Below are 16,330 nucleotides of genomic sequence, written 5' to 3'. Positions count from 1 at the left end.
AAAACGGGCCGGCAGGCCCGTTTTTTATTGCGGCCCGCCGGTCAACCCGCCAGCGAGGCGGCGATCAGGAACTGGGCGGCGAAGTAGCTGCTCATCACCCAGGCGGTGGCATGGGGGAACGGACGACGGAAGCGGTCCAGCGCCAGCATGCTGTCGGAGAAGAGGAACATCAGCGCCCCCACCAGGGCAGCGGCGCTGCCGGCGGTGAGGGAGGCGTGCCAGGCACCGGCGGCCACCCAGGCCATGCCGATGATCACCAGCATGTAGCAGAAGACGGGGATCTTCATCTCCCCGAGCTTGCCCCACAACAGGCCGAACACCATGCCGGCCACCAGCAGCAACAGCAGGCCATCCACCAGGTTCAGCACCAGCGGCCCCTGGGCGAAGCCGACGATGTAGCAGAGGTGCGCGACAAGAAATGCCGCCAGCCCCTGGATGAAGCGGTCGCTCGGCAGCATCAGCAGCACATCGCCGGCCAGCGACAGGCAGAGACCGAGCAGGATCCAGGCGTGGGAGCCGTCGTGGTCATAGCCCTGATAGCCGAACGCCAGCGCTATGATGAGCAGCATGGTCAGCGGCTTGCTGATGTAGAACTGACGGGAGTCTGAGCCGTAGGCCGCACGAATGTGCCACCAGCCCGATGCGATGATCAAGAAACTCAATAACATGCCCTGCTCCTCACGTGTCGCTCGCAGTCATACGGCAACATCTTCTTGCTGACAGGGAGAGTAACAAATTCCCCCGGCCAGTGGCAGAGGCGCTCAGCAAACGAGCACTCTACGCCTAAAGTCTAATTGTCCCGTCCACCCGGTTCGGGCATAAGGAACGGGTTCGGAGGATCACCATGGAAGAAGCAATGAGAAACTATCTGCCCGCCATCGACATCATGATGTGTCACTTGGGAATCAGCTTTGAGCAAGCCTGCGAGCAGCTGGGATTGAGCCAGGTGGAGCAACAGACCCTGAGCCTGCTGCAGGAGCAGGATCCGCAAGAATAAGCCCTCCCGGTATCAGACATCATGATGTGTCACCTGGGAATCAGCTTTGAGCAAGCCTGCGAGCAGCTGGGATTGAGCCAGGTGGAGCAACAAACCCTGAGCCTGCTGCAGGAGCAGGATCCGCAAGAATAAGCCCTCCCGCGGCCCGTATAGATATCATGATGTGCCGCGTTGAATAGGTTTGAGAGCAGCCGGAACTGAGCCAGGTGAAGCAACAGCCTTTCAACCTGCCGCAAAAGCAAGCTCCGCAGGAATAACCCCACACGGGGTAAATAAAAACGGCGCCATCGTGGCGCCGTTTTTATTGGGTGCGGGATCAGCGTGCCTGACGGCGCCGCTGCAGCCAGATCACGGCACCGAACAGCAGGAAGCCCGGCAGCCACATCAGCTCCTTGGGCCAGCGCTCGGTGGGCGCCTTGACGCTCAGGATCTGCTGATCCATCTCCAGCCCCAGCTCGGCGGCCTGGCTGCCGAAGGTGACGCTGTCGATCAGGATCTTGCCGTCCTGCTCATAGGTCTGGATCCCCAGCTTGGTCAGACGATCCTCACCGCTCGCACCATCCGGCACCGGCAGCAACACGGTGAAGCGGCGCAACTTGCCCACCGCATCTTCCCCTTCCATCCGCAGGCGCAGGGTGCTTTCGGCCTCCACCTGGCCCATGGTCTGGGCCAACTCGGCCGGCGCGGCGTCGCGATACGGGTCGTGCAGCATGTCCATCCAGAAGCCTGGACGGAACAGGGTGAAGGCCACCAGCAGCAACAGCACGCTCTCGTACCAGCGGCTCTTCACCAGGAAGTAACCCTGGGTGGCGGCGGCGAAGATCAGCATGGCGATGGTGGCCACGATGAAGATCAGCACGCCGTGGGCGAAGTCCACGTTGATGAGCAGCAGGTCGGTGTTGAAGATGAACAGGAACGGCAGCGCCGCGGTGCGCAGGCTGTAGTAGAACGCCGTGATCCCGGTCTTGATGGGATCTCCCTTGGAGACGGCGGCCGCGGCGAACGAGGCCAGCCCCACCGGCGGGGTCACATCGGCCATGATGCCGAAGTAGAAGACGAACAGATGTACGGCGATGAGCGGCACGATGAGGCCGTTCTGCTGCCCCAGGGTGACGATCACCGGCGCCAGCAGGCTGGACACTACTATGTAGTTGGCGGTGGTGGGCAGCCCCATGCCGAGGATCAGGCTCAGCAGGGCGGTCAGCAGCAGCATCAGCAGCAGGTTGCCCATGGAGAGGAACTCCACCAGATCCGCCAGCACCAGGCCAACCCCGGTCTGGGAGACGGCCCCGACTATGATGCCGGCGGTGGCGGTGGCGATGCCGATGCCGATCATGTTGCGGGCACCGGCGATCAGCCCCTCGCGCAGATCCACCACGCCGTCGGTGAAGCTGCCGTAGTCATGCTTGCCGTCGGTGCGCAGCCAGTTCAGCAGCGGGCGCTGTGTCAGCAGTATGATGATCAGCATCACCGAGCCCCAGAAGGCCGACAGGCCGGGGGAGAGTCGCTCCACCATCAGACACCACACCAGTACCACCACCGGCAGCAGGAAGTGCAGGCCGGAGAGCAGCACGGCGCGGGTCTCCGGCAGTTCATCCAGCGGCTTGTCCGGATCTTCCGACGGCAACGGCTCGTTGCTGGCGGCGATCTTCAGCAGTCCCAGGTAGGCGGCGGCCAGCAGCACGCTGATCCCCGGCAGGGCGTAGTCGCCCAGCGCCGGTTTGAGCCAGCCCAGGCCATAGTAGACCGCCATGGAGAGACCGCTGATGAGAGCGGCACCGAAGGCGAAGCCGGTCAGGCGGCGCAGCCAGGGGCGCGGCTGATGGTTGCCGATGGGCTGCATGCCGAGCTTGAGCGCCTCGAGGTGCACTATGTAGAGCAGGGCGATGTAGGAGATGGCCGCCGGCAGGAAGGCGTGCTTGATGATCTCCACGTAGGGAATGCCGACGTACTCCACCATCAGGAAGGCAGCAGCGCCCATGACCGGGGGCATGATCTGGCCGTTGACCGAGGAGGCCACTTCCACCGCGCCGGCCTTCTCCTTGGAGAAGCCGACCCGTTTCATCATGGGGATGGTGAAGGTGCCCGTGGTCACCACGTTGGCGATGGAGGAGCCGGAGATAACGCCGGTCAGGGCCGAGGCCACCACGGCCGCCTTGGCCGGGCCGCCGCGCAGGTGGCCGAGCAGGCTGAAGGCGAGCTGGATGAAGTAGTGGCCCGCGCCGGCGCGCTCGAGCAGGGCGCCAAACAGCACGAACAGAAAGACGAAGCTGGTGGAGACCCCGAGGGCGATGCCGAACACCCCTTCGGTGGTGATCCACTGGTGGTTGGCCAGCGCATGCAGGCTCACCCCGCGGTGGGCCAGCAGGGAGGGCATCCAGGGACCGGCCAGGCTGTAGGCCAGGAAGACGATGGCGATCACCGCCAGGGCCGGGCCGAGGGCACGGCGGGCGGCTTCCAGCAGCAGCGGAATGCCGATACAGGCGACCACGAAGTCCATGGTGGTCAGGTTGCCGGGGCGCTGGGCCAGCTGCTCATACATGATGAACAGGTAGCTGGCGACGGCGGCGCCGATGAGGCCAAGGGCGATGTCACCGAGCGGCACGCGGTCGCGCGGCGAGCTGCGCATGGCCGGGAACACCAGATAGGCGAGCAGGATGGCGAAAGCCAGGTGAATCGAGCGTGTTTCAGTGTCGTTGAGAACACCGATGCCGAGAGAAAACGGCAGCGGCGAAGCGATCCAGAGCTGGAACAGGGACCAGATCAGCGCAAGACCCGCGATGATCCAGCTCATGGTGCCCACCGGCAGGCGGGCTCCCACATCCTGGGCGATCAGCTCCTCGGCCGAGAGCGCCTCTTGTTGTTGTGTTTGCTGCATAGTGTGGCTCTGTTGGTACTGCAATAAATGAGACTCGCCCCCCCGAGGGAGGAGCGAGTCTGGGGCACATCCGAAACCGCAACCGGATTACATCCAGCCACGTTCCTTGTAGTAGCGCACCGCGCCTTCATGCAGCGGGGCGGAGAGACCCACCTTGATCATGTCGGCTTCCTTCAGGTCGGCGAAGGCCGGGTGCAGGCGCTTGAAGCGATCCAGGTTGTCGAACACGGACTTGACCAGCTGGTAGACCACTTCCGGATCTGCCTTGGCGCTGGTGGAGAGTACAGCCTTGCCACCGATGGACGGGGTCGGGTTCGGGCTGCCCTTGTACAGACCACCCGGGATCTCGGCCTTGCTGTAGTAGCTCTTCTCGGCCAGCAGCTTGTCGATCTCGGGGCCGGTCACCGGCACCAGCACGGTGTCGGTGGTGGTGGAGGCTTCCTGGATGGCACCGTTCGGGTGGCCGACGAAGTAGCTCATGGCATCGATGTTGTTGTCACCCAGGGCAGAGGCCTGCTCGGCGGGTTTGAGCTCGGAGACCAGACTGAACACGGACTTGTCCCAGCCCTTGACGGCCATGATCTCTTCGAAGGTGTCGCGCTGACCAGAGCCCGGGTTGCCGATGTTGACGCGCTTGCCCTTCAGATCGTCGAAGCCGGCAATCTTGGCGTCCTTGCGGGCCAGGATGGTGAACACTTCGCTCTGCAGGGAGAAGACGGCGCGGATGTCATCCATCGGACCCTCGGCCTTGAACGGCTCGACGCCCTTCATCGCCTTGTACTGGTGGTCGGACTGCATGATGCCGAAGTTGAACTCGCCGGAGCGGATGCCGTTGACGTTGGCAACACCGCCGCCACTGGCCGGGGCGTTGCACTTGATCTGGTGATCGGCGGCGCCGCGGTTGAGGAAGCGGCAGATGGACTGGCCCGCCACGTAGTAGACACCGGTCTGACCGCCGGTGCCTATGGTCACGAAGCGCTCCTGCGCCTGTACCGGACCACCAAACGAGACACCGACCAGAGCTGCCGACAAGGCACACGCCAGGGATAATCCTTTCATGTTGTTCATCCTTTTTGATTGATTCAGCTCGCCCGTTCCACGGGCGAATGCAAGACAAACCGCCGTGCTGCGTCGGCGGTCGTCCGTGACCTCGCGATGAGGAAATGGGTGAACGACCAGCGTTCCCCAAAAAGCCACCAGCATCCTGTGGTGAGACAGTCGGCTTCATGCCAACCAGAGATAATTGGCACCGAGGGGGCCAATTAAAGAGTTATAACGGCATCGATTAAGCACACGGCGCCAACATAAATCAAACAAAAACACAAAATGAAGGATATCGGTCGCCAGAAATTTGAAGCCGATCATTAATTTGCCGATCGAAGATTAATTGGTTGTGCTACCGGACGGCAGGCGGGAAGAGGGAAAGGAGATTCTTTTGCAGCCCTTGTCTGGCAAGGGCTGCAACCTTGGTAACTTATGCTTTTGGCTTGGCCAGATCCAGGATAAACGCAAACTCCAGCGCGATATCCTCGTAGGCCTTGAAGCGGCCCGACTTGCCGCCGTGGCCGGCGTCCATGTCGGTACTCAGCAACAACTTGTTATCATCCGTCTTCAGCTCCCGCAGCTTGGCCACCCACTTGGCCGGCTCCCAATACTGCACCTGGGAATCGTGCAACCCGGTGGTGACCAGCAGATTCGGGTAGGCCTGCGCCTTGACCTGATCGTAGGGGCTGTAGGCCTTCATGTAGTCGTAGTAGCGCTTCTGGTTCGGGTTGCCCCACTCGTCGTACTCACCGGTAGTGAGGGGGATGGACTCGTCCAGCATGGTGGTGACCACGTCGACGAAGGGCACCTGGGCCACCACGCCGCGATAGAGCTGGGGCGCCTGGTTGATGACGGCCCCCATCAGCAGGCCGCCGGCGCTGCCGCCCATGGCGTAGACCTGATCCCTGGCACCATAGCCCTGCGCCACCAGCGCCTCGGTCACGTCGATGAAGTCGTTGAAGGTGTTCTGCTTCTTCAGCAGCTTGCCATCCTCATACCAGTGGCGGCCCAGCTCCTCGCCACCCCGGATGTGGGCGATGGCGTAGACGAAGCCGCGATCCAGCAGGCTCAGCCGGGCGCTGCTGAAGTCCGGATCCATGCTGGCGCCATAGGAGCCGTAGCCGTAGACCAGCAGCGGATTGGTGCCTGCGCCGGCCCCCTCTTTCTTGAACTGGTCCTTGCGATAGACCAGCGACACCGGCACGGCCACGCCGTCACGGGCGGTGATCCAGAGCCGCTCGCTGGCATATTGATCGGCCTTGAAGCCCGCCACCGGCTGCTGCTTGAGCAGGGTGCGCTTGCCGCTGTTCAGGTCGAGCTCGTAGGTGGAAGACGGCGTGGTCATGGAGGAGTAGCCATAGCGCAGGGCGCTGGTGTCCGGCTCCGGGTTGTAGGCAAGCCAGGTGACATAGGCGGGATCGTCGAAGGCGATCTCCTTCTGCTCGCCGCTCTGCCAGTTGACCTGGCGCAGCCGGGTCAGCCCCTGACTGCGCTCCTCCAGCACCAGCCACTCCTTGAACAGGGCATAGCTCTCCAGCAGTACATCCGGATTGGGGGCGATCACCGCCTTCCAGCGCTCCACCGGGCTCTCTTTGGTCTCGTACAGGCCGAAGTTCTTGCCGTCCTTGTTGGAGCGCACATAGAAGCGGCCGCGGTAGTGATCCAGGCTGTACTCGTGATCCACCTGGCGCGGCAGGAACAGCCGCGGCGCCTGGGTCGGCACGTTGGCATCGATGAGGCGCGCCTCGCCGGTAGTGGTGCTGGAGAGGGCGATGACGATGAAATCTTCCGAGGTGGTGGCATAGAGGCTCACATAGAAGGTGTCGTCCTTCTCCTCGTAGACCAGGGTGTCCTTGGCGGGATCCGTGCCCAGCTCGTGGCGATAGACCTGGTAGGGCAGCAGGGTCTTGGGATGCTTGCGCACGTAGAACACCGTCTTGCTGTCGTTGGCCCACACCAGATTGCCGGAGGTGTTCGGAAGCGTGTCGGCGGCCCACTTGCCGCTCTCCAGATCGAAGAACTGGATCTGGTACTGGCGGCGGGAGAGGAAATCTTCCGCCACCGCCAGCCAGCGGTTGTTGCGGCTCACCTCGAGCGCCCCCAGGGCGTAGAACTCGTGGCCCTCGGCACGCTGGTTGCCGTCCAGCAGCAGGCTTGTAGCCTCTTCACCAATTTTGCTGCGTGAATAGATGGCGTACTCCTTGCCCGGCTCGTAGCGGGTCTGGTAGCGATAGCCGTTCTTCACATAGGGCACCGACTCGTCCTGCTGGGGAATGCGGGCAACCATCTCCTGATAGAGCTGGTCGCGCAGCGGCTTGACCGGTTTGAGCATGGCGTCGGTGTAGGCGTTTTCGGCCTCCAGGTAAGCCAGCACCTCGGGTTTCTGGCGCTCGTCATCGCGCAGCCAGTAGTAGTTGTCGACCCTGGTATCCCCGTGTTTCTTGATGGCGTGAGGGTGTTTGGCGGCCACGGGAGGCTGGATCTGGGTGTCGCGTGTGGGCATGGCGGACTCATCATTGGCATATGAACAGGGAACGGCGGCCAGACAAGCCAGCAGCAGAAGCCCTCGGGAAAAGGTGAACATGTCGCATCCTTTGCGCTTTAAAAGGGTTGGCGGACCTGAGCCTTGGCTCCTTGGACAGGGGACCAATCTGCCCCTTGTCGCCTTCAGTTGCAAGTTCTCCCGCGCCGGGATGTAAAAGGGCCGCCATCTCGCGATGGCGGCCCCCATACCTGACCGTGAGCAACACAGGCTCGCTCAGGTGTGCCTCACATGATGGAAGTGTGTCCGCTCACGGCCAGTCTTCATCAGCCGGGGTAGCTCGACCAGACCCTGGTCGCGCCCTCATTGCTGATGCTCAGCACCTGATAGGGCTGACCCGGAATATCCATGCCCGGCGCACTCTGGGGCATGCCCGGAATGGTCAGGCCGCGGATCGCCGGTTTTTCCTTGAGCAGTTTCTGCACATCGGCGGCGGGCACGTGTCCCTCGATCACATAGCCGTTGACCACGCCGGTGTGGCAGGAGGCCAGCTGCGGAGTGATACCGTACTGCTGTTTGACCGGTGCAAGCTGTTCGGTTTCGATGACCTCGAGCTCGAAGCCATTCTCTTCCATGTGCTTGTTCCAGGCCTGGCAGCAGCCGCAGTACTTGGATTTGTAGACGATCATCTTCTCGGCCGCGAGAGCAGAAAAGCTGACGGTACCGGCCAGCACGGCCAGTAGCAGGGATTTGTACATAACTCACCTCAGATTGAATGAAACATGCCCGGGAACGGGGGTCAGATTCAAGCCTGGGTGCGGGGAGGACGCTCCAGCCGGTCGGTCGGGACATCCGGCATGAACTGGGAAGGGGAGATGAAATCCGGGGCGTCGGGTTCCAGCATGGCAACCGTCAGGCTGTCACTGCTGAGCACCGTCATGGCGAGCGCCGAGGTGAAGCTGCCGCAGGGCATGGCTTTCTCCAGGGTGCGTTCGCTCTGGCTGCAATGAGGTGTCAGGGTACAGAGATCGGTCGCCGCCCGGCTGCCAAACGACATCAGCACCATCAGCAGACTCCACAGGGGGAGCCAGCGGCGGGCGCGAGCAAGTTGGCGACGGGTCAGAACCATGAGACGACTCATTGACGAAAGGTGCTCTATGGTAACCCCTGGCCCAGGGGGAGGGTCAAGCCCTCCCCCTCTTCCAGTCAGCCCCCATCAAGGTTGCTGACGGGTGGCCGCCAGCACGATCTCGCGCACGCAAACATTGGCCGGCTGGTTCCAGGCATAGAGCACGGCCTCAGCGATCACCTCGGGCGCAATGACGCCGCCCATCTGATCCTTCCAGTCGTGGTAGCCGGCCTTGATGCTCTCGTCCGTGGTGTGGCTGAGCAGCTCGGTCTCCACCGCGCCTGGGGCTATGGTCACCATCCGCACGCCGACATCGGCCACCTCTTCCCGGATGTTTTCGGTCAGGGCGTGCACCGCGAACTTGGTGGCGCAGTAGGCGGCATGGTTCGGGAAGGTCTTGCGACCGGCGATGGAGCTGATGTTGATGATGGTACCGCTGCGGCGCGCCTTCATCCCGGCCAGCACGGCGTGAACGCCGTTCAACACCCCCATCACGTTGATGTTGAGCATCTGCTGCCACTCGGCCGGGTCCTGCACGTCGGCCTGGCCCAGCAGCATGACGCCGGCGTTGTTGACCAGGCAGCCGACCGGACCGAATTGCGCCTCGGCCTGCTGGATGGCGGCCTTCATGGCGGCGGTGTCGGTCACGTCGACCCCGATGCAGAGGGTATCGGGCAGCGCCAGCGCCTGCATGGGCTCGACCCGGCGGGCCAACAGCAGCAGCGGATGGCCGGCAGCGGAGAAGGCGCGGGCGATGGCGGCACCGATCCCGGCGGAGGCACCGGTGATCACGACGAGAGGCTTGGACATGATGTTTTCCTTCTGATTCAAGAGTCGGTTTGAGCAAACAAGCGGCTGGCCAGCACGGAACGGGATCACTATAGTCACTGCATCCATCAGTGATAAATATTGTTTTCCGCTGGTTATCATCTGAAAAAACTATGGTTGGGCTTATGCTGGATCTGAGACTGCTGCGCTTCTTCATCGCCATCTATGAAGAGAAGAACATCACGGCGGCAGCCGAACGCTGCCACGTCAGCCAGCCCTCCCTCTCGGCGGGGCTGCGCCAGCTGGAAGAGACCCTGGGTGACAGCCTGTTCATCCGGGGCAAGAAGGGGGTGGAGGCGAAGGATCCGGCCCACTACCTCTATCCCCACGCGGTCAAGCTGGTGGAGGAGGCTCGTCGGCTGCCCGAGCTGTTTCGCCAGAAGGCGACGCGTGCTCGGCTCAATCTTGCCATCATGCCGGACCTGAGCCGGCGCCGGCTGGCGGGATTGCTGCAGCAGGTACAGGCGGTGCTGCCCGAGCTGGATCTCACCCTCTCCGATTACGGGACGCCTGCCGACTGTCGGCTGACCCTGGATGCCCTGCGCCGGGAGGACGAGATCTTTCTGCCGCTGTGGGAGGAGGACTATGTCTTGTGCGTGCGCCGCGACCATCCCCTCGCCGGCCGCCGGCAACTCGAACTGGCCGAGCTGCAACATTATGATTTTATTGAGTGCCCACCCTGCGAGGCCCATCAGCAGACCATAGGCCTGCTGGCCTGTGACCGACTCACCCTCAATCTGGTGGCCAAGGCCGAAAGCAAGGGGCTGGTGATGGCGCTGGTACTGGCCGGGGTCGGCATCAGCTTCCTGCCGGACGGGCTGGTGGAGGACGAGGCGGGGCTGTGCACCGTGCCCGTGAGCGGGCCACGGATGTTCCGGCGCATCGGCCTCTGCTATCCCGCCCACCAGACCCTCAATCCGGCGCTGCGCGAGCTGATCCCGGAGCTGGCGGGCCACGGCGCTTCTTGCTAACGTCGCTGCGCAATGCATCTTTTGCCGGCATCCACTCCTCTTCAGGTCAGGACCCCATGAAACGCATTCTGGTCATCTTCTCACACCCGGCGCTGCAGAGCTCCCGGGCCAACAAGCAGCTGCTGCAGGCCATCGACGGGCTGGAGGGCGTCACCCTGCACGACCTCTATCTGCACTACCCGGACATGTTCATCAACGTGAAGCGGGAGCAGGCCCTGCTCTCTGAACACGACATCATCGTCTTCCAGCACCCCTTCTACTGGTACTCCTGTCCGGCCATCATGAAGGAATGGATGGATCTGGTGCTGGAGTACGGCTACGCCTATGGCCCGGAAGCCCACGCCCTCAACGGCAAGCAGTGGCTGTCGGCCATCACCACCGGTGGTGCCCCCGAATCCTACTGCAGCGCTGGCTACAACCAGCGCCCGCTGCTCGACTTCCTGCTCCCCTTTCAGCAGACGGCCCAGCTGTGTGGCATGAGCTGGCTGCCCCCGTTCGTGCTGCACTCCTTTCACAAGATCCGGGACCCGGAGGCGCTGCGCCGCTGCGGCCAGGACTATCGCCAGCTGCTGTGCGCCCTGCGCGACGAACAGCTGACCCCGGAACAACTCGGCGGCAGCCCCTATCTGCGTGATCTGCTGGAGGTACTCCCATGACCCGAACCCGCTCCGGGCGTAGTCCCGGCCTGCCTTCATCGGCCTCCACCACGGCGCGGAGGATCCGCTGATGGGACATGGTTTGCTGTTCGATGCCTTCATCTACCTCTCCGCCGCGGTGATCGCGGTGCCGCTGGCCAAGCGCTGGGGGCTGGGATCCGTGCTCGGCTACCTGCTGGCGGGGATCATCATAGGCCCCTTCCTGCTGGGGCTGGTGGGTGAACAAAAAGACGTGATGCACTTCGCCGAGTTCGGGGTGGTGCTGATGCTGTTTCTGGTCGGGCTGGAGCTCAGGCCGGCGCTGCTGTGGCAGCTGAAGGGGCCCATTCTCGGCACCGGCGGACTGCAAGTGCTGCTCACCACGGCAGCCCTGACCGGCGTGGCCCACCTCATTGGCCTGCCCTGGCAACAGGGGCTGGCCATCGGCCTCATCCTGGCGCTCTCCTCCACCGCCATCGTGCTGCAGAGCCTGCAGGAGCGCAAACTGATGCAGAGCGAGAGCGGCCGCTCCGCCTTCGCCGTGCTGCTGTTCCAGGACATCGCCGTCATCCCCATCCTGGCGATCCTGCCGCTGCTGGCCATCGCGCCGGTGGCCAGCAGCGGCAGCTCGGAGCTGGCCGGCTGGCAACACGGCCTGCTGGTGGTGGCCGCCATCTCCGGCATAGTGCTGGGGGGTCATTACCTGATGCGCCCGGTGTTTCGCGCCATCGCCCAGTCCCACATGCGGGAGATCTTCGTCGCCGCCGCCCTGCTGCTGGTGATCGCCATCGCCGTGCTGATGGAATCGGTCGGCCTCTCCCCCGCCCTCGGCTCCTTCCTCGCCGGCGTGGTGCTGGCGGACAGCGAATATCGCCACGAACTGGAGGCGGACATAGAGCCGTTCAAGGGGCTGCTGCTCGGCCTCTTCTTCATGTCGGTGGGCGCTGGTATCAACTTCGGGCTGTTTGCCGAACATCCGCTGCTGATCCCGGCCCTGGTGGTCGGCCTGATGCTGCTCAAGTGGCTGGTGTTGATGGCGCTCGGCTTCATCATCCGCATCTCGCCGAGCCAGCGCTGGACCTTCGGGCTGGCGCTGGCCCAGGGGGGGGAGTTCGCCTTCGTGCTGTTCTCGTTCGCCGCTCAGAACAGGGTGTTGCCGGGGGATACCATCGCCCTGCTGACCCTGGTGGTGGCGCTCTCCATGGCGTTGACGCCGCTGCTGCTGATCCTCAACGATAGGGTGATCCAGCCCTGGTTCGACTACCGCAACCAGAGCGAGGTCCCGCAGCACGAACAACCGGAGCTGGTGGAGCACCCGGTGATCATCGCCGGCTTCGGCCGCTTCGGCCAGATAGTGGGACGCTTGCTGCACGGCCACGGCATAGGTACCACCATCCTCGAGCAGGATGCCAGCCAGATAGAGATGCTGCGCAAGTATGGCTATCAGGTGTTCTACGGGGATGCCAGCCGGCTCGACCTGCTGCACGCCGCCGGTGCCCACAAGGCCAAATTGCTGGTGCTCTCCATCAACGACCCTGCAACGTCACTCGAAGTAATTGAAATGGTGAAGAAACACTTCCCGCACCTTAAGATACTGGCGCGAGCCCAGGATCGTCCCCACGCTCACGAGATCCTGCGCCAGGGCGTGGGCAGCGTGTATCGGGAAACCCTGGGTTCCGCCGTGGATCTGGGGGTGGAAGCCCTGACCCAGCTCGGTTTTCGGGCCAATCAGGCCTGGCGGGCCGGGCAGACCTTCAAGCAGCACGACAACTGGCTGCTGCGGGAGCAGGTCAACTACCTGGACGACGAACACACCTATATCAACAAGAGCCTGCAATACCGGGACATCCTCTCCGATCTGCTGCAAGACGATCAGGAAGGACAGGAGCGCATTCACGCCCACAACTGGAACAGCGGTCTGCCCGACAACGACAAGGAAGCAATATGATTGCCTATTACCCCCTGCTCAAACACCTGCACATGACGCTGGCACTGGTCAGCGTGCTGCTGTTCCTCTATCGCTGGCTGCTGGCACTGGGGGGCAGTGCCCGCCTGCAGCAGAAGTGGCTGAAGATCCTGCCCCATGTCAACGACACCTTACTGTTGCTGTTCGGGGTAGTGCTGGCGGTGACCCTGCAGATGAGCCCGGGTCAGCAGCCCTGGCTGATGGCCAAGCTGATCGCGCTGGTGGTTTACATCAGCTTCGGCGTCATGGCGCTCAAGCGCCCTGCGCGCAGTCAGAAGCTGGTGGCCGGCCTCGCGGCCCTGGCGGTATTCGGCTACATGGTGGGCGCCGCCATCACCAAGTCTGCCTGGTCCTGGCTGGCCTGATCCGACAGCCAAAAATCCCCGCCCGGTGGAGGAGAGTCATCTCCTCCACATCATATTCTGTGCCTACCCATCATTTCTGTTTTTTCTTCTACGCCAAATCCGTAAGGCAGCACTTTCATTTGGCGAATTTTCATCATTTTTTAGCCTCAATTGCTGCCAGAAAAGAGAGCGTTCTCTTTTATGATCATGTAGTTAGCTTGGTTTGTATGAAAATGGCGACAGTTGTCGCAGCAAAACTTGCGACATAGACTGTCGCAAGGCATAGCTAGGATACACTCAACGCTAAACCAGTGAAGGCATGCACCATGAGTAAGAAGCTGTTACGACAACTGACCTTGGCGCGTTGCATCCCGCACCGCCCTTACAAGCTGACCGCCAGCCAACTCCAGGTAAAACTGGAAGAAGAAGGCATTCATGTCAGTCTGCGTACCGTGCAACGGGACCTGGAAGAGATGTCCGGCATGGGGTTGTTCGATCTCACCTCGGATGAACGCAGCAAACCACACGGCTGGTGCTTCGAGCGCCATGGCCTCAACGATTTTGCCAACATCATGCCGCTGTCGCTGGCAGTGGCGCTGAAAACCTGGAGCGACCAGGCCAGCCAGCTGCTGCCCGCCAGTGTCCTGACCGAATTGAACCCGCTGGTCGACAAGGCCAGCCAGGTGATCCGTGACAGCCAGAGCGAACTGGCGGAACGCTGGCTCGAGAGCGTGCACCAGTCACCGCGTCCGTTTGCCGGCAACCCGGAGATCCGCCGCAGCACCCTGATCCGCGATGCTCTGTGGCGTGGCCGCAAGTTCAGCGCCGAGATCCAGCGTGTCATCAAGGAGCGCACCGTGTGGCTCTGCTATGACCGCATCAATCCGCTCGGCATTCTGAACCAGGCGGAGGGGCCGACCCTGCTCTGCACCCTGTCCGAGCTGGATCCCAAGGTCTACGGCATCCCGTTCGACCACATCAAGAACGTGGAGCTGACCAACTTCAGCGCGACCCAGCCGAAGGATTTCAATATCCAGAAACTGATCCGCGATCAGGGGTACCAGGATGTCAGCGGGCCGATCCGCTTCGTCGGTCGCATCGATGCCAACTGCCCAACCCTGGTCGACGGCCAGATCCCCGGCCACAACCCGCGCATGACCCGTTACGACAAGCGCAGCGTGGTGGTGGAAACCGAGGTGCAGGACACTCCGGAGTTCCGTACCTGGCTCAACAACATGAGCGGGAACCTGGAAGTGCTGGCGCCAGAATCCTTGCGCAAGGCATATCCGACACCGGGTAGCCGCGTCAGCTGACACCTTCTCAAAAAGCCGGGCCAAGCCCGGCTTTTTGTATTCTTTTTGAGCATATTTATTCAACTAATTTTTAAGCCTTACCCTCCGAATTGAGCCTGTTTTTACCATCGTTTTCGCCCTGTTTTTGCGTGTGAGAGATCAGCCATCGCCGCTGTAAGAGGCCACTGTGTCGAACCGTACGCGAAGCCATCTTTGAATCCTTATGCTTTCCCGTGAAACAAACTAACAGCATGATTAATATGAATTTATTATCACAACTATGATCGTTTAAGCGTTCCCATCACGCCGACAACGCCGGATCCTCCCTTGTTCCGCCCTCTGGTTCCCTTAATATGGGTCTCACAAGGACGAAGCTGGTTCGGCAGGATGCAGAAGCAGCGCATAAGCAGGGAATAAACCACAGGACGTGGGCAGGGAACACCTCAGGATGAGGCCGATAGCCAGGATGGTTATCAAAGGGAATACAGGACACCGCGGGACGTGGTTGAGGACACCTCAGGATGAGGCAGAGCAGCGGGATGGTTGCTCTTCAGGACGAACAGGAACCTCGCCGGAGGCGAGCAGGACAGCTTCAGGATGAAGCGAGATAACCCGGATGGTTATCTGTCAGGATGACGCAAGGAACACCACGGGATGTGGTAACGGACACCTCCAGGATGGAGAGAGTGCAGCAATCAGGATCGATTGCCAGGCTAGGATGGCCACAGGACACCTCAACGGATTGGGAAGGGGATATTCCGAAGGATCAGGATAAAGTCAGGGATTGCAGGGAGCGTTGCAGTTCAGGGACTGGACGAAATGACTCGAGGGGACGGCAGCTGCCGTCCCCTTTTCTTTTTGCGCTTTTTACTAGCTGCAACCCAATCAAATCACTCACGCTGCAGATGTTGTGCATGCCACTTCCCTGCGCTTGTTCCTGCTGCTCGTCACTCTCGCCCATGCCTTGACTGAGTCTTTCGACAAGACCTCTCTCAAGGCCTGAAAGAAGCGCCGAGACATTCAAGCTGCACTTCGCGTATGAGTACAGGGCACAGAGGCGCTATGCAGTCTTCCACGACACTCAGTGGAATGTCGTTCTCCTCTCATTTCATTGCAGGCAAGAGAGACAGCGGTAGCAGCTGATCCAGCAGGGTCCGGGGGATCACATCAATATCCCTGCCCGCCAGAAGCACAGGGTCGAGTGGACCCATCCCGACATGACCACCGTTTGGCTCTGCGTGTTTTACTGAAGTGAGTAAGGAGAAAAGAGGGGATCCGGGGAAAGTGAGACGAAAAAAAGCCCAGTCTTTCGACTGGGCTTCTTGTTAGTGGCGGAGCGGACGGGGAGACGGACAGAGTCCGGCTCAAGCACAAGGGACAACAGACAGGGACCGAGTTGCCAGTGGCAAGTCGCAGCCCTGGCGGTTGTCTCTTGTTTCCTCATCCCGTTTGCAAAAGCCAGATAGCAAAAAGGCCTTCCTGTCAGGGAAGGCCTTTCAATTTAGTGGCGGAGCGGACGGGACTCGAACCCGCGACCCCCGGCGTGACAGGCCGGTATTCTAACCGACTGAACTACCGCTCCGCATTCGGTTAGCTTTCGCTAAATCTTTTGCTGCTTCTTTATGAGGTGTCATCCTCGCAGCCGGTCATGTCTTTCACATCACCGTTTAATTGGGTGCCTGGCAGTGTCCTACTCTCGCATGGCGAATGCCACACTACCATCGGCGCTACAGCGTTTCACTTCTGAGTTCGGCATGGGGTCAG

13 protein-coding genes, 1 tRNA gene and 1 pseudogene are annotated in these 16,330 nt (G+C 61.7%); 7 read left to right on the top strand and 8 right to left on the bottom strand.

The genetic code is table 11. From position 1 onward, the window contains the following. Nucleotides 1-41 precede the first annotated feature (41 nt). Entirely contained in the window at nucleotides 42-668 is a 627-nt protein-coding gene (locus tag AB5Y95_RS14700; protein ID WP_005308018.1) for a lysoplasmalogenase, read from the bottom strand. Nucleotides 669-856: 188 nt separating this feature from the next. Here AB5Y95_RS14700 and AB5Y95_RS14695 point away from each other — a divergent pair, with 188 nt between their 5' ends. Beyond that, nucleotides 857-997 carry a hypothetical protein gene (locus tag AB5Y95_RS14695; RefSeq protein ID WP_010635406.1) on the top strand — a complete coding sequence of 47 codons (141 nt, stop codon included), beginning with the start codon at nucleotides 857-859 and terminating at the stop codon, nucleotides 995-997. Between the two features lie 316 nt (nucleotides 998-1,313). Here AB5Y95_RS14695 and AB5Y95_RS14690 read toward each other — a convergent pair whose 3' ends face one another. The 6 genes from AB5Y95_RS14690 to AB5Y95_RS14665 form a co-directional block, all read right to left on the bottom strand. Continuing rightward, the gene (locus tag AB5Y95_RS14690; RefSeq protein ID WP_368161482.1) at nucleotides 1,314-3,875 is read right to left on the bottom strand and encodes a TRAP transporter permease; all 2,562 of its coding nucleotides are present in this window, start codon (nucleotides 3,873-3,875) and stop codon (nucleotides 1,314-1,316) included. Between the two features lie 87 nt (nucleotides 3,876-3,962). Beyond that, nucleotides 3,963-4,934 (bottom strand): TAXI family TRAP transporter solute-binding subunit, encoded by a 972-nt coding sequence (locus AB5Y95_RS14685; RefSeq protein WP_010635409.1) that lies wholly within the window; start codon nucleotides 4,932-4,934, stop codon nucleotides 3,963-3,965. A gap of 415 nt (nucleotides 4,935-5,349) precedes the next feature. Continuing rightward, nucleotides 5,350-7,503: a S9 family peptidase gene (locus AB5Y95_RS14680; RefSeq protein WP_215270606.1), complete on the bottom strand. Its 2,154-nt coding sequence runs from the start codon at nucleotides 7,501-7,503 to the stop codon at nucleotides 5,350-5,352. 224 nt (nucleotides 7,504-7,727) lie between these two features. Beyond that, nucleotides 7,728-8,159: a DUF411 domain-containing protein gene (locus AB5Y95_RS14675; protein ID WP_010635411.1), complete on the bottom strand. Its 432-nt coding sequence runs from the start codon at nucleotides 8,157-8,159 to the stop codon at nucleotides 7,728-7,730. A 47-nt stretch (nucleotides 8,160-8,206) separates the two neighbouring features. After that, nucleotides 8,207-8,530, bottom strand: a complete 324-nt coding sequence (locus tag AB5Y95_RS14670; RefSeq protein WP_017787311.1) for a hypothetical protein — start codon at nucleotides 8,528-8,530, stop codon at nucleotides 8,207-8,209. 87 nt (nucleotides 8,531-8,617) lie between these two features. Beyond that, the gene (locus AB5Y95_RS14665) at nucleotides 8,618-9,340 is read right to left on the bottom strand and encodes an SDR family oxidoreductase (protein ID WP_368161481.1); all 723 of its coding nucleotides are present in this window, start codon (nucleotides 9,338-9,340) and stop codon (nucleotides 8,618-8,620) included. A gap of 143 nt (nucleotides 9,341-9,483) precedes the next feature. Between AB5Y95_RS14665 and AB5Y95_RS14660 the strand changes: the two genes are divergently transcribed. The 6 genes and pseudogenes from AB5Y95_RS14660 to AB5Y95_RS14635 form a co-directional block, all read left to right on the top strand. Beyond that, nucleotides 9,484-10,329 (top strand): LysR family transcriptional regulator, encoded by an 846-nt coding sequence (locus tag AB5Y95_RS14660; protein ID WP_010635414.1) that lies wholly within the window; start codon nucleotides 9,484-9,486, stop codon nucleotides 10,327-10,329. Between the two features lie 56 nt (nucleotides 10,330-10,385). Further along, nucleotides 10,386-10,985, top strand: coding sequence for an NAD(P)H-dependent oxidoreductase (locus AB5Y95_RS14655; RefSeq protein WP_019839951.1), 600 nt, complete (start codon nucleotides 10,386-10,388; stop codon nucleotides 10,983-10,985). Nucleotides 10,986-11,055: 70 nt separating this feature from the next. Beyond that, nucleotides 11,056-12,912 (top strand): monovalent cation:proton antiporter-2 (CPA2) family protein, encoded by a 1,857-nt coding sequence (locus AB5Y95_RS14650; RefSeq protein ID WP_005308005.1) that lies wholly within the window; start codon nucleotides 11,056-11,058, stop codon nucleotides 12,910-12,912. Next, nucleotides 12,909-13,295: a SirB2 family protein gene (locus tag AB5Y95_RS14645; RefSeq protein WP_274181984.1), complete on the top strand. Its 387-nt coding sequence runs from the start codon at nucleotides 12,909-12,911 to the stop codon at nucleotides 13,293-13,295. Before AB5Y95_RS14650 ends, AB5Y95_RS14645 begins: the two co-directional genes overlap by 4 nt. A gap of 305 nt (nucleotides 13,296-13,600) precedes the next feature. Next, a complete protein-coding gene (locus AB5Y95_RS14640; protein WP_005308002.1) occupies nucleotides 13,601-14,587 on the top strand; it encodes a YafY family protein in 987 nt (328 codons plus the stop codon). Nucleotides 14,588-15,684: 1,097 nt separating this feature from the next. Then, a pseudogene (locus AB5Y95_RS14635) lies at nucleotides 15,685-15,816 on the top strand (phosphoribosylaminoimidazole carboxylase); the annotation flags it as partial. Nucleotides 15,817-16,071: 255 nt separating this feature from the next. Here AB5Y95_RS14635 and AB5Y95_RS14630 read toward each other — a convergent pair. Further along, nucleotides 16,072-16,148: transfer RNA gene (locus AB5Y95_RS14630), tRNA-Asp, on the bottom strand. Between the last annotated feature and the right edge of the window lie 182 nt (nucleotides 16,149-16,330).

Source organism: Aeromonas sp. R5-3 (assembly GCF_040908225.1).
In the GTDB taxonomy this organism is placed as follows: Bacteria; Pseudomonadota; Gammaproteobacteria; order Enterobacterales; family Aeromonadaceae; genus Aeromonas; species Aeromonas dhakensis.
The sequence above is the reverse complement of the archived record's forward strand: the minus strand, read 5'-3'. Positions and strand labels throughout refer to the sequence as shown.

What these genes read in the sequence shown, in the direction of transcription:
- AB5Y95_RS14700 (WP_005308018.1), bottom strand. Translation starts at nt 668, where the DNA reads ATGTTATTGAGTTTCTTGATCATCGCATCGGGCTGGTGGCACATTCGT.
- AB5Y95_RS14695 (WP_010635406.1), top strand. Translation starts at nt 857, where the DNA reads ATGAGAAACTATCTGCCCGCCATCGACATCATGATGTGTCACTTGGGA.
- AB5Y95_RS14690 (WP_368161482.1), bottom strand. Translation starts at nt 3,875, where the DNA reads ATGCAGCAAACACAACAACAAGAGGCGCTCTCGGCCGAGGAGCTGATC.
- AB5Y95_RS14685 (WP_010635409.1), bottom strand. Translation starts at nt 4,934, where the DNA reads ATGAAAGGATTATCCCTGGCGTGTGCCTTGTCGGCAGCTCTGGTCGGT.
- AB5Y95_RS14680 (WP_215270606.1), bottom strand. Translation starts at nt 7,503, where the DNA reads ATGTTCACCTTTTCCCGAGGGCTTCTGCTGCTGGCTTGTCTGGCCGCC.
- AB5Y95_RS14675 (WP_010635411.1), bottom strand. Translation starts at nt 8,159, where the DNA reads ATGTACAAATCCCTGCTACTGGCCGTGCTGGCCGGTACCGTCAGCTTT.
- AB5Y95_RS14670 (WP_017787311.1), bottom strand. Translation starts at nt 8,530, where the DNA reads ATGGTTCTGACCCGTCGCCAACTTGCTCGCGCCCGCCGCTGGCTCCCC.
- AB5Y95_RS14665 (WP_368161481.1), bottom strand. Translation starts at nt 9,340, where the DNA reads ATGTCCAAGCCTCTCGTCGTGATCACCGGTGCCTCCGCCGGGATCGGT.
- AB5Y95_RS14660 (WP_010635414.1), top strand. Translation starts at nt 9,484, where the DNA reads ATGCTGGATCTGAGACTGCTGCGCTTCTTCATCGCCATCTATGAAGAG.
- AB5Y95_RS14655 (WP_019839951.1), top strand. Translation starts at nt 10,386, where the DNA reads ATGAAACGCATTCTGGTCATCTTCTCACACCCGGCGCTGCAGAGCTCC.
- AB5Y95_RS14650 (WP_005308005.1), top strand. Translation starts at nt 11,056, where the DNA reads ATGGGACATGGTTTGCTGTTCGATGCCTTCATCTACCTCTCCGCCGCG.
- AB5Y95_RS14645 (WP_274181984.1), top strand. Translation starts at nt 12,909, where the DNA reads ATGATTGCCTATTACCCCCTGCTCAAACACCTGCACATGACGCTGGCA.
- AB5Y95_RS14640 (WP_005308002.1), top strand. Translation starts at nt 13,601, where the DNA reads ATGAGTAAGAAGCTGTTACGACAACTGACCTTGGCGCGTTGCATCCCG.